Source organism: Caulobacter sp. BP25, from assembly GCF_002737755.1.
Classification (GTDB): domain Bacteria; phylum Pseudomonadota; class Alphaproteobacteria; order Caulobacterales; family Caulobacteraceae; genus Caulobacter.
In genome coordinates, this window is record NZ_PEGH01000010.1 from 120788 (window position 1) to 132294 (window position 11507).

Here is an 11507-nt window from a genome sequence, read left to right on the forward strand (position 1 = left end):
CGGTTCGGGTCAAGCCCTTGGCGGCGGCGTTGCGCGACGCGCGTCGAGCGGCTAGGGACGCGGGAAGCAGGAGAACCGACATGGCGCAGGCTAAACTCATCGACGGCAAGGCTTTCGCGGCCGATCTGCGGGCCAAGATCGCCGGCGAGGTCGCCGAGCTGAAGGCCAAGCATGGCGTCACGCCGGGCCTGGCCGTCGTGCTGGTCGGCGAGGATCCGGCCAGTCAGGTCTATGTCCGCAACAAAGGCGAGCAGACGCAAGCCGCCGGGATGTACTCCGAGACCCACCGCCTGCCGGCCGAAACGACCCAGGACGAACTCCTGGCCGTCGTCGCCAAGCTGAACGCCGATCCCAAGATCCACGGCGTGCTCGTGCAGTTCCCGGTGCCGCCGCATATCAGCCAGATGGACGTCGTGGCGGCCCTTTCGCCGGACAAGGACGTCGATGGCCTGACCGTGACCAACGCCGGGCGCCTGGCCAGCGGCCTGCCGGCCCTGACGCCCTGCACGCCGCTGGGCTGCATGATGCTGCTGACGGACACGCTGGGCGACCTTTCCGGCAAGAGCGCCGTGGTCATCGGCCGCTCGAACCTGATGGGCAAGCCGATGGCCCAGATGCTGCTGGCCGCCGACTGCACCGTCACCATCGCCCACTCGCGCTCCAAGGACCTACCGGGGATCGTGCGCCAAGCCGACATCGTCGTGGCCGCCGTGGGCCGGGCCGAGATGGTCAAGGCCGACTGGGTCAAGCCGGGCGCGACCGTGATCGACGTCGGCATTACCCGCTATCCAGCCCGCGACCCCGCTGCTGCGGCGGCGGGCAAGACCCGTCTTGTCGGCGACGTCGCCTTCGACGAGGTTAGCCAGGTCGCCGGCGCGATCACGCCGGTTCCGGGGGGAGTGGGGCCTATGACCATCGCATGCCTGCTGGCCAATACGCTGACGGCGGCCAAGCGCCTGTCGGGGATCGCCTGATGAAGCGGGTGGCCGTCCTTCTCGCGTCCGCCCTCATCCTCACCGCGTGCGGGGCCAAGCCCCCGCCGCCGCCCACGCCCGAGCAGGCCTTGGCCCTGCGTCCGGCCGACGCGCGGCTGGCGGCGCTCTACGAAACCTCCTGTCGCGCGTGCCACGCCATGCCCGAGACGGGCGCGCCGATGGTGCACGATCGCGCGGCTTGGGACCCGCGCTGGAAGCAGGGCGAGGCCGTATTGCTGGACCACACCATCCAAGGCTTCAACGCCATGCCGGCCACCGGCCAATGCGCGACTTGCACGCCGGACGATTTCAAGGCCCTGATACGGTTCATGGCGGGGCGCGAAGACTCCGCGACGTAACAAACAACAAGCGGGCGGAAACATGATCTCCAGGCGTGGGGCCCTGATCGCGGGCGGAACGGGTGTGGCGGTGGTCGCCGGCGGCGCGGCCGCCTACAAGGTCGCCACCGGAGACAAGCCCGAGCCGCCTTCGCCGCCCTCGGTCAACGCCGACGGCAAGGTCTTGTGGCGCAACTGGTCGGGCATTCAGAACGCCTATCCCGCCGCTCGTCTCGCGCCCAAGGACGAGGGCGAGCTGGCCCTGGCTCTGAAGACCGCGCCCGCGCCGATCCGCCCCGTCGGCTCGGGCCACTCCTTCACCGCCCTGGCGCCGACGAGCGGCGCCCTGGTCTCGCTGGACGCCATGTCCGGGATCGTCGGCTGGGAGGGCGACGAGGCGATCGTGCGAGCCGGCACGCGGCTAGGCGCGCTGGGGCCGATGCTGGCCGAGAAGGGCCGGGCGCTGCCGAACCTGCCGGACATCAACAAGCAGTCCCTGGGCGGCGCCCTGGGTACTGGCACCCACGGCACGGGCGTGAAGATCCCGGCGCTGCACGGGGATGTCACAGGCCTTCGCCTGGTCACGCCCTCAGGCCAGGTCATCGACGCGGACGCCCAGAAGAACCCCGAGATCTTTCAGGCCGCGCGCGTTTCGCTGGGATCGCTGGGCGTGATCAGCCAGGTGCGGATCAAGACCAGCGCCAACCGCCGCTTGCGCCGCCGCGTCTGGCTTGAACCGTTCGAGGAGGCGCTGGCCAACGCCGAGGCGCGCTGGGCTCAGCATCGGAACTTCGAGTTCTACGCCGTGCCGTTCACGGGGCTGGCGGTGAACATCAGCCACGACGAGACCGACGATCCAGCCCTGCCGCGCGGCCCCGATCAGGACACCGAGTTCCTCGAGGCGCTCAAGGGCCTGCGCAACCTGCTGGGCTTTGCGACCCCGGTGCGCAAGGCCGCCGCCAAGGCGCTACTGTCGACCGCCAAGCCCGAGACCGCCATCGACGAGGGCTGGAAGCTGCTGTCGACCGAGCGGCCGGTACGCTTCAACGAAATGGAGTTCCATCTGCCGGCCCAGAACCAGCTGAAGGCGCTGGAGGAGGTGGTTCGGACCATCGAGAAGGAACGTCCGGACGTCTTTTTCCCCATCGAGGTGCGCCGGATCGCGCCCGATGATGCTTGGCTCTCGCCTTTCCAGGATGGGATACGCGGGTCGGTGGCGGTCCACGCCTACTATCGGGACGACTTCACGTTCCTCTACAGCCTGATCGAGCCGATCTTCCGCCGCTACGAGGGACGCCCGCACTGGGGCAAGCTGCACACGCTGAGAGGTCGGCAGCTAGCTGCGCTCTATCCACGCTGGGACGACTTCCTGGCCGTGCGACAGGAGCTGGATCCGGAGGGGCGGATGCTCAATCCGTACCTCAGGGGTCTGTTTGGCCTTGCCTAGCCGAGATAGTCGGCGACGCGGGCTTCCAGCTCGGTGACGAGCGGGCGGCCGACCGGGTGAGTATCGACCCGGATGTCGTCGCGGACGCAGGCCTTGATCGCGTCGATGTGCGCATCGACCAGGAACATGGGCGCCGAAAGACGCGTCGCCGGGTCGTCGATCAGCTTGCAAAGCGAGGCGGCCAGGCGCGTGATCAGGGGGAACTCGTAGGTGGCGCCCAAGCCCTTCAGGTCGTGGGCGCGCAGGTAAAGGGTCTCGACCGTTTCGGCCGTAAGGCCTTCGCTGCGGACGCCTTGGCGCGCCGCCTCCAGCTTGACGATCTCGTCATCCAGCCATTGGGCGAAGTTGCCGGACAGGCTCTTGAGCGCGGCTTCGGCCTTGGCGATGGCGGCCATGTCTATGCCGCCACGCCCGCCCACCTTGAGCTTGAGCATGTTCGGCACCTGGATCACCTCTGCGGTGGTCTTACTCGTCACGGTCGCCTCCCCAGCGGCGGGATATTCGCGAGTCGGTACCATAGCAGGCGTTAACATTGAGTGAGACCACACCTAACGTGCGACCCAACGCCTCAGGCCGAGAATTGCTCGGCCAAAACCCGCTCCTCCAGGCTGCGGCCGGCGTCGAACAGCATCGACAGCGAGGTGCCGCGGTCCTCGGAGATGTGAACCTCCATGACGTCCCGCACCTCGAAATTGTCGGCGACGGCGCTGACAGGACGTTTGTCGGCTTCGAGAATCTCGAAGGTCACGCGGGCCGATTGCGGCAACAGCGCCCCGCGCCAGCGGCGGGGGCGAAAGGCGCTGATCGGGGTCAGGGCCAGTACATGCCCGTGGATGGGAATGATCGGGCCGTGCGCCGAAAGATTGTAGGCGGTTGAGCCGGCCGGCGTGGCCAGCAGGGCGCCGTCGCAGACCAGCTCGCCCATGCGCACCTTGCCGTCGATCGAGATGCGAAGCTTCGCCGTCTGCCGGGTTTGGCGCAGCAGCGAGACCTCGTTGATCGCCAGGGCGCGATGCTGCGTCCGGCGCGAATCGATCGCCACCATCGCCAGCGGATGGATGACTGCTCGTTCCGCCGCGTTGATCCGCTCCAGCAGACCATCCTCGCTGTACTCGTTCATCAAGAAGCCGACCGAGCCCCGGTTCATGCCGTAGATCGGCGTCTGAGACGCGATCGCCTCGTGCAGCGTTTCCAGCATGAAGCCGTCGCCGCCGAGGGCCACGATGACTTGAGCCTTGTCCTCACCGACGTCGCCATAGCGGGCGGTGAGTCGTTCGCGAGCTTCCTGGGCTTCGGGCCGGTCGCTGGACTTGAACGCCAGGCGAGTCACGAAAGGTTGCGGCTGGTACATGCCCGCCAAGAGGCGACAAGCCTATGCGCTTGTCAAACCGCTCCGACGGCCTGGCGGAAGGCCATGCCGGCGATGTCCGGCGTGAAGGGACCGAAGGCGCTGTTGGCGCGGCGCAAGCCCTCGTCGCCGCCGCCCGGACGGCCGCCGTTCAGCTGGCGCACATGCTCAAGAATGGTCGGAAACACGCTGCGGTCGATGCCGACGGCCGAGCAGGCGAGCGCCAGGAGCTCGGGCTTGGCGCTGTCGATCGCGCGGCGGATCTGTGGGGGCTCGAACTCGCCCAGTCGCGCCAGGGCCATGATGAACAGCTGTAGCCGGCCCTCGCGCAGCACCCGCAGCAGGTAGCCCGGTCGGAGCTGTCCCGCCGAGTCGAGCTTCTCGATCAGCGAGCGCTCCATGTCTTCGCGCTCCTCATCCTGTTCGACGGGGGCGATCTCGATTTCGCTTTCGCCGCGATGGGCGGCGCGCAGGACCTCTTCGAGCGCGCTCTGCATGCGGGCGGTGTCGAGATTGAAACGGGTGGCGAGGGCCTCGCGCAGGGCGCGGCCGACCAGAACATAGAGCTGTTCGGCAAGATCGCTGGACATCCGCGGATGTCTGGCCAGTGGCGAGCGCAACGCGACGACGTCGCGAGAGCGGTCGACAAGGCGCTGCATGGCCTGGTCGGAGATGTCCGCCGTCTCGTTCGCCGCCAGAGCGGTTAGGACGGCCGGCTCGTCGCGGTCGATGATCGCGTCCACGACCGGGGGCGAAAGACGCGGGCGGCGGGCGATCTCGATCTGGTGCTCCAGTGTCGCCTGGACCAGCAGGCGGACCAGATCGTGATCATTAAGGACAGGGCTGCGGGCGATGATCGGTCGGGCGATCTCGATCTCGTCCAGGGCCATGATGTTGATCAGGGCGGACGGCGCCCAGTCGGCGTCCGCGAGCCGTTCCGACAGGCGATGGCGGATATCCCGCTCAGCCTCGACAACCAGCGTCATGAAGATCGAGTTGAGCAGGGCCTGGACGTCGGGATGGGTCGGCTCGCCATTGGCGCGGCCGGCCTCGCACAGGTCGATGATCCCGGTGAGCAGGCGTTCGCGGTCACCTGGCTCGCGACTGCGAGCCAGTGTCATAAGCGCGGAGATCTCGACGGCTGAAATGGCCCGACTCCTCGAATCCGAAGGCGCTTCAAGGATGACCTTGCGGAGGCCAAATGAAAACATGCTTAAAGGCGATAGCGGGGTCGGCGTGTAACGGGCCCGGACGCCGCTTGAGAGGGAGGACGCCGGCATGGCGCAAGAGCTTATCCTGGCTCTGGATCAGGGCACGACCAGCACGCGCGCCATTCTGTTCGATCGCGAGGGGCGGGCGGTGGCCGAGGCGTCCAGGCCGCTGCGTCAGGCCTATCCAGACGACGGTTGGGTCGAGCATGACGCCGAGGAGATCTACGCAGCCTGCGTCGCTGTCATGCGAGAGGTCGCCGAGGCCTCGGGGCGGACGGCGGACATCGCCGCCCTCGGCGTCACCAACCAGCGCGAGACCGTTGTCGTCTGGGATCAGCGCACGGGGCGGCCAATCCACCCTGCGATCGTCTGGCAAGATCGGCGCACGGCGAATGTCTGCGCCAAGCTCAAGGCCGAGGGGCGCGAGCCGCAGGTGGCCGAGGTCACCGGCCTGCTGCTCGACCCCTATTTCTCGGCCACCAAGATCGCCTGGCTTCTCGACCATGTCCCTGGCGCTCGCGCCCGGGCTGAGGCCGGCGAGTTGCTCTGCGGCACCATGGACTGTTGGGTGATCTGGCGGCTGACCGGCGGCGCGGTCCACGCCACCGACGCGACCAACGCCTCGCGCACCTTGCTGTTCGACATCGGCGCGCAGGCTTGGTCCGACGAGATGCTTGACCTGTTCGACGTACCCCGGGCGCTGCTACCCAAGGTTCTCGACTGCGTGGACGACTACGGCGAGGTTGGAGCCGAGATCCTAGGCCGGCCGGTTCCCATCTGCGGCGTCGCCGGCGACCAGCAGGCGGCGTTGATGGGGCAGGGGTGCGTGGCGTCCGGACAGATGAAGGCGACCTACGGCACCGGCTGTTTCATGCTGATCAACACGGGCGAGGAAAAGTGCGTCTCGCGGTCGCGTCTTCTGACGACCGTGGCGGCGCGGGTGAACGGCAAGACGACCTACGCGCTGGAAGGCTCGATCTTCGTCGCCGGGGCGGCCATCCAGTGGCTGGGCGAGGGGCTGGGCGTCACCGGCGGACCGCGCGCCGCCGAGGCCTTGGCGCAGGCCGCCAAGGCCGATCATGGCGTCGTGATCGTGCCGGCCTTCACCGGTCTTGGCGCGCCCTGGTGGGACGCCGGCGCGCGCGGCGCGATCTTCGGTCTGACTCGTGACGCCGGCCTGCCGGAGATCGCGGCGGCGACTTTCGACGCCTGCGCCCTGCAGAGCCGAGACCTTATTGAGGCGATGCGCGCCGATGCGCCGGGCGCTTTCGGCGAGGCCGCGCAGCTACGCATCGACGGCGGCATGTCCAACAGCGCCTGGTTCTCGCAGCGCCTGGCTGACCTGACGGGCGTCTCCGTGCGACGGTCCAGCTACCAGGAGACGACGGCGTTGGGCGCGGCCCTTTTCGCCGGCGTCGGGGCGGGTCTCTATGCCGACGTCGAGGTCGCGGCCCAGGTCAGTCCTGCCGCCGAGACCCTCAAGCCATCGCTGAACGAACACGAACGCGAGGCCGCCTATGCGCGTTGGCTAGATGCGGTGCCGCGTGTCAGGTCCTGACGTTTCGGCGTTGTCGCGACACCGCTGTCATGGTCTCTAGGCGGCGGAACGAGAAGCGGAGACCGCCAACATGACGACCCGACGCGCCATGCTCGCCGCCGGAGCCGCTCTGATCGCCGGAGGACGATCAATGAATGCAGAAGCCGCGACATCGGCGTTCCCCAGGATCGGCCGTATTCGTCGCCTGTCTCCGGACCTGGACGCGGTGATCGCACCCGACGCGGTGATCGAGCAACTGGCCGACGGCATGATCTGGTCCGAGGGGCCGGTCTGGATTCCGGACGGCTATTTGCTGTTCTCCGACGTGCCGGGCAATGTCATGTACCGGTGGAGCGAGAAGGATGGGAAGACGATCTTCCTTCAGCCGTCCGGCTACGCGGGTCCGCCGACCAAGGTCTTCCGTGAGCCCGGAACCAACGGCATGACCTTGTCCCTGGCGGGCGAGCTTCTCGTCTGCGACCACGGCAATCGAGCGGTCTCCAAGGTCGACCTTAGGACCAAGGGCAAGACCGTGCTGGCCTACCGCTTCCAGGGCAAGCGGTTCAATAGCCCCAACGACCTGATCGTCGCGCGGCTGGGTGACCTGAGGGGCTCGATCTACTTCACCGATCCGCCTTATGGGCTGGAAGGTCTCGACGCCTCGCCGGTCAAGGAGCTGCCCTTCAACGGGGTCTATCTGCGCCGTCCGAACGGCGATGTGGCGCTGGTCGACGACAAGCTGACCTTTCCGAACGGCGTCGCTCTGTCCCCTGACGAGAAGCGCCTCTACGTGGCGGTGTCCGATCCCAAAGGCCCGATCATCATGGCCTACGACCTTGGTCGCGATGGACTGCCCGTTGCGCGCAAGGTTTTCTTCGATGCCAGCGAGTTGCTGAAGGCGGGCGGTCCTGGGTTGCCGGACGGGATGCGAGTGGATGCTCAAGGGCGCCTTTTCGCGACCGGGCCGGGCGGGGTCTTGATCCTGACACCGGAAGCCAAGCTTCTGGGCGTGATCGAAACCGGCTTCCCGACCGCCAACTGCACGTTCGGCGAGGACGGCCACACGCTGTTCCTGACGTCCAATCACGTCTTGGCGCGGGTCCGCACGCTGACGTCGGGCCTTAGCGGAGCGAAGTGATGAGCGGGATCAGCAAGCGGACCTTCATCGCCTCCAGCTTGGCGCTTGCCGCAGCCGCCAGACCGCTGGACGGGCTGGCCCGGCAATCGGATCGCAAGCTGGGCTATGCGATCCTGGGCCTTGGCTACTACGCTACTCAGATCATCATGCCGCGCTTCGCCGAGTGCGAGCACTCACGTCTAGCCGCTCTGGTCAGCGGCACGCCCGAGAAGCTGAAAAAGTATGGCGAGCAGTATGGCGTGCCCGAAAGCGCTCGTTACAGCTATGAGGCCTTCGACAAGATCGCCGAGAACCCGGACGTCGACATCGTCTACGTGATCACGCCCAACAGCCTGCACCGCACCTTCACCGAGCGTGCGGCCAGGGCTGGCAAGCACGTCGTGTGCGAAAAGCCGATGGCGACGTCATCGGCTGACTGCGAGGCGATGATCGCCGCCTGTAAAAAGGCCGGCCGCAAGCTGATGATCGGCTACCGCAGCCGCTTCCAGGCGCACAACATCGAAGCCATCAAGCTGATCCGCGACGGCGCGATCGGGCCGGTTCGGACAGTCGTCACCGATCACGGTTTCACAATCGGCGATCCCAAGCAGTGGCGTCTGAACAGGGCGCTGGCGGGCGGCGGCAGCCTTATGGACATTGGCATCTACAGCCTAAACGCGGCCCGCTACCTGACCGGCGAGGAGCCGGTGGCGGTCAACGCCATGGAGTCCACCGACCGTAGCGATCCGCGCTTCAAGGAGGTGGAGGACATCATCAACTTCCAGCTCCTGTTCCCGTCTGGCGCGACCGCCAACTGTGTCTCGGCCTACAGCGCCAACTGCAACCGCTATCGGGTCACGGGGCCAAAGGGCTGGATCGAGATCGACCCGGCCACGAGCTATCAAGGTCAGGCGATGCGAACGCAGCTGAACCGCCAAACCGGCCCGCGCGAGCCGGCTCCGCAGCCGAAGAACCAGTTCTCGGCCCAGTTGGACCATCTGTCGGAATGCATTCTGACCAACCGCGAGCCAATCGTGGGAGGGGAGGAGGGGCTGAAAGACCTGCGCCTGATCGAGGCGATCTATCGCGCCGCCCGCGAGGGGCGCACGGTGAGGGTGTGACGGAGGGGGCTGGTTGAACCCCGCGCTAGGCGGCCTCGTCCAGGTACGTTTTTACCCGCGCGAACAGCTCCTCGAACATGGGCGTCGTCAGACGTCCGGTGTTCGTGTTGAGCCGCGAGCAGTGATAGCTGTTGAAGATCCGGTAGGGCCCCGCCTGGAACTCCGAGCCGTGGCCCGGAACGCCGGCGGAGGCCTTCAGGCCCAGCGCCTTCAGCACATTGCGGCGCGAGACGTCCCCCAGAGTGACGATGGCCTTAAGGTTCGGGAACATCTCCAGTCGCGTCGTCAGGAACGGGCGGCAGGCGTTCTCCTCTGAGGTCTCGGGTTTGTTGCCGGGCGGCGCGCAGCGGACGGCGTTTGTCACCGCGCTGCCGACTAGCTGGAGGCTGTCATCGGGCCGCGCCTCGAACTTGCCGGTGGCGAAGCCGAACTTGATCAAGGTCTCGTAGAGCAGGGTCCCGGCATAGTCGCCGGTGAACGGACGACCGGTCCGGTTCGCGCCCTTGCGGCCCGGGGCCAGGCCCACGACCAGCAGCCGCGCATCCTTGTCGCCGAACGACGGGGCGGGGCCGTTGAACCAGTCGGGATAGAGGTCCTGGTTCTCGCGCCGATAAGCGACGAGCCGGGGGCACAGCGGGCAGTCGCGCGGCGGCTCGGCCGGGTTGGGAACGACCTCGCCGAGGATGTTCGAGACCTGCGCCACGCTTAATACTCGTCCTCGGCTTCGCGTTCGGCCAGGGTGCGGTTGTCCAGCGGTTGGCGAGGCTGGGCGCGCTGGGGACGGCCAATGATGCCGCCCAGGTCAGAGAGATCCACGAAGTTGTCGGCCTGGCGGCGCAGGTCGTCGCTGGTCATCGGCGGCTGGCTCTTCATGGTCGAGACCACGGTGACGCGGCGCCCCTTGCGCTGGACGGCCTCGACCAGGGCGCGGAAGTCGCCGTCGCCCGAGAACAGCACCAGGTGGTCAGCGGTCTCGGCCATCTGCAGCATGTCGACGGCGATCTCGATGTCCATGTCGCCACGCCAGCGCTTGCGGCCCTGGGAGTCGGTGAACTCCCGCGCGGGCTTCGTCACGAGCGTAAAGCCGTTGTAGTCCAGCCAGTCGACCAACGGCCGGATCGGGGAATAGTCGTCGTTCTCGGCGATGGCGGTGTAGTAGTAAGCCCGGATCAGGACGCCGCGCTTTTTGAACTCATCGAGCAGCTTGCGGTAGTCGATGTCGAAGCCCAACGCCTTGGCGGCGGAATAGAGATTGGCCCCGTCGATAAACAGGGCGATGCGGTCGGTCGGATAGAAGGTCACGGGAAATCCTTGAAAAATCAGGTCGCTGAAAATGACTTGGACGAGGCCGTGATCGTGGCGCTCGGCTGCAATCTGCCGGGAGCCTATACGAGTCGCGAGGCTTTGTTGGAAGCCGCCCTGATCGCTTTGCCGCGAGAGGGTTTGGAGGTGGCCGCGCGGTCCAGTTGGTGGCGTTCGGCCGCGTGGCCGGACCCGCAAGGGCCCGAGTACTTGAACGGCGTGACGCTCGTGCGAACAGCATTGTCGCCCGCCGAGGTGCTGGCGGCGCTACACCGGATCGAGGCGCGCTTTGGCCGAGCGCGGGGAGAGACCAACGCCGCGCGCACCCTGGACTTAGACCTCGTCGCGCATGGTCGGAACGTCCTGGACGGCGCGATCGTCGTGCCTCACCCTAGGGCCCATGAGCGGCTGTTCGTCATGGGGCCATTGGCGGAGGTGGCTCCCGCTTGGACCCATCCTCTCAGCGGCGAACTGGCTTCCAGCTTGGCGGCGATGGCGGTGGTCGGACGCGATGCGCGGCCCAGCGAAGGGATAGACTAAGTCTGGACATTGAACCTCGAAGCGGGCATAAGCGCTCGCTCGCGAAAGCTGATGATCGTGCGCGGCGTTGCGTGTCGCCGCACGGAAGCCTATTTTGCGTTAGATAACCGCAGCCCGAGGAACTCATGGCCCGCGTCACCGTAGAAGATTGCGTCGAGAAGGTTCCGAACCGCTTCGCGCTCGTCCTGCTGTCGGCCCATCGCGCCCGCGGCATCTCGGCCGGCGCGGCCCTGATGGTCGACCGCGACAACGACAAGAACCCCGTCGTGGCCCTGCGTGAAATCGCCGACGACGTGATTGATCACGAAGGTCTCAAGGAGCACCTGATCACGACGCTGCAGCGCGTTGACGAGCACACCGAAGCGGAAGAAGAGGCTGAGACCCTGGCCCTGCTGGCCGATCCCAGCCACATGCAGATGAGCGAACTGGAACTGGTCCGCGCCCTGCAAAGCGACCGCGATGGCGGCCAGGAGGAGCGGTACTGAGCCCCGAAGGCACAGACCCTCTGACCCTGCAAGCGGTCTCCAACACCGCTTTGTCCCAACGCGCGCCAGATTCCGCTCCAATTGGGG

General features: G+C 67.0%; 13 protein-coding genes. 8 read left to right on the forward strand and 5 right to left on the reverse strand.

Going from position 1 to position 11507, the window contains the following annotated elements:
• Positions 1-80: 80 nt before the first annotated feature.
• From folD to CSW59_RS07660, 3 genes are read left to right on the forward strand one after another with little or no spacing between them, the layout of a single operon-like run.
• Positions 81-974, forward strand: a complete 894-nt coding sequence (folD, locus tag CSW59_RS07650) for a bifunctional methylenetetrahydrofolate dehydrogenase/methenyltetrahydrofolate cyclohydrolase FolD (protein ID WP_099443473.1) — start codon at positions 81-83, stop codon at positions 972-974.
• Entirely contained in the window at positions 974-1333 is a 360-nt protein-coding gene (locus CSW59_RS07655) for a cytochrome c5 family protein (RefSeq protein WP_099443474.1), read from the forward strand. The genes folD and CSW59_RS07655 overlap by 1 nt, the downstream gene beginning before the upstream one ends.
• A 22-nt stretch (positions 1334-1355) precedes the next feature.
• The gene (locus CSW59_RS07660) at positions 1356-2759 is read left to right on the forward strand and encodes a D-arabinono-1,4-lactone oxidase (RefSeq protein ID WP_099443475.1); all 1404 of its coding nucleotides are present in this window, start codon (positions 1356-1358) and stop codon (positions 2757-2759) included.
• Here the strand turns inward: CSW59_RS07660 and CSW59_RS07665 are convergent.
• The 3 genes from CSW59_RS07665 to CSW59_RS07675 form a co-directional block, all read right to left on the reverse strand.
• Positions 2756-3235, reverse strand: coding sequence for an Hpt domain-containing protein (locus tag CSW59_RS07665; protein ID WP_099443476.1), 480 nt, complete (start codon positions 3233-3235; stop codon positions 2756-2758). The genes CSW59_RS07660 and CSW59_RS07665 overlap by 4 nt on opposite strands.
• A 92-nt stretch (positions 3236-3327) precedes the next feature.
• Positions 3328-4110 (reverse strand): NAD kinase, encoded by a 783-nt coding sequence (locus CSW59_RS07670; RefSeq protein ID WP_099443477.1) that lies wholly within the window; start codon positions 4108-4110, stop codon positions 3328-3330.
• 32 nt (positions 4111-4142) lie between these two features.
• On the reverse strand, positions 4143-5228 hold the full coding sequence (locus tag CSW59_RS07675; RefSeq protein WP_099443478.1) for a DUF2336 domain-containing protein: 1086 nt from the start codon (positions 5226-5228) through the stop codon (positions 4143-4145).
• Positions 5229-5385: 157 nt separating this feature from the next.
• Here CSW59_RS07675 and glpK point away from each other — a divergent pair, with 157 nt between their 5' ends.
• The 3 genes from glpK (at position 5386) to CSW59_RS07690 (ending at position 9093) form a co-directional block, all read left to right on the forward strand.
• On the forward strand, positions 5386-6876 hold the full coding sequence (gene glpK, locus CSW59_RS07680) for a glycerol kinase GlpK (protein WP_099443479.1): 1491 nt from the start codon (positions 5386-5388) through the stop codon (positions 6874-6876).
• A gap of 70 nt (positions 6877-6946) precedes the next feature.
• Positions 6947-7993, forward strand: a complete 1047-nt coding sequence (locus tag CSW59_RS07685) for an SMP-30/gluconolactonase/LRE family protein (protein ID WP_099443480.1) — start codon at positions 6947-6949, stop codon at positions 7991-7993.
• Complete coding sequence (locus tag CSW59_RS07690) at positions 7993-9093, forward strand: Gfo/Idh/MocA family protein (protein ID WP_099443481.1); 1101 nt, start codon at positions 7993-7995, stop codon at positions 9091-9093. Before CSW59_RS07685 ends, CSW59_RS07690 begins: the two co-directional genes overlap by 1 nt.
• 25 nt (positions 9094-9118) lie before the next feature.
• Here CSW59_RS07690 and CSW59_RS07695 read toward each other — a convergent pair whose 3' ends face one another.
• On the reverse strand, positions 9119-9796 hold the full coding sequence (locus tag CSW59_RS07695; protein ID WP_099443482.1) for a uracil-DNA glycosylase: 678 nt from the start codon (positions 9794-9796) through the stop codon (positions 9119-9121).
• Positions 9797-9798: 2 nt separating this feature from the next.
• The gene (locus CSW59_RS07700; protein WP_099443483.1) at positions 9799-10395 is read right to left on the reverse strand and encodes an NYN domain-containing protein; all 597 of its coding nucleotides are present in this window, start codon (positions 10393-10395) and stop codon (positions 9799-9801) included.
• Between the two features lie 48 nt (positions 10396-10443).
• Between CSW59_RS07700 and folK the strand changes: the two genes are divergently transcribed.
• Positions 10444-10935, forward strand: coding sequence for a 2-amino-4-hydroxy-6-hydroxymethyldihydropteridine diphosphokinase (gene folK, locus CSW59_RS07705; protein ID WP_201722741.1), 492 nt, complete (start codon positions 10444-10446; stop codon positions 10933-10935).
• A 125-nt stretch (positions 10936-11060) separates the two neighbouring features.
• Positions 11061-11420, forward strand: coding sequence for a DNA-directed RNA polymerase subunit omega (gene rpoZ / locus CSW59_RS07710; RefSeq protein WP_004619634.1), 360 nt, complete (start codon positions 11061-11063; stop codon positions 11418-11420).
• Positions 11421-11507: the final 87 nt, after the last annotated feature.

Bases quoted from the DNA above. Each gene is read 5' to 3' on its own strand.
- folD (WP_099443473.1), top strand. From the start codon at position 81: ATGGCGCAGGCTAAACTCATCGACGGCAAGGCTTTCGCGGCCGATCTG.
- CSW59_RS07655 (WP_099443474.1), top strand. From the start codon at position 974: ATGAAGCGGGTGGCCGTCCTTCTCGCGTCCGCCCTCATCCTCACCGCG.
- CSW59_RS07660 (WP_099443475.1), top strand. From the start codon at position 1,356: ATGATCTCCAGGCGTGGGGCCCTGATCGCGGGCGGAACGGGTGTGGCG.
- CSW59_RS07670 (WP_099443477.1), bottom strand. From the start codon at position 4,110: ATGTACCAGCCGCAACCTTTCGTGACTCGCCTGGCGTTCAAGTCCAGC.
- CSW59_RS07675 (WP_099443478.1), bottom strand. From the start codon at position 5,228: ATGACACTGGCTCGCAGTCGCGAGCCAGGTGACCGCGAACGCCTGCTC.
- glpK (WP_099443479.1), top strand. From the start codon at position 5,386: ATGGCGCAAGAGCTTATCCTGGCTCTGGATCAGGGCACGACCAGCACG.
- CSW59_RS07685 (WP_099443480.1), top strand. From the start codon at position 6,947: ATGACGACCCGACGCGCCATGCTCGCCGCCGGAGCCGCTCTGATCGCC.
- CSW59_RS07690 (WP_099443481.1), top strand. From the start codon at position 7,993: ATGAGCGGGATCAGCAAGCGGACCTTCATCGCCTCCAGCTTGGCGCTT.
- rpoZ (WP_004619634.1), top strand. From the start codon at position 11,061: ATGGCCCGCGTCACCGTAGAAGATTGCGTCGAGAAGGTTCCGAACCGC.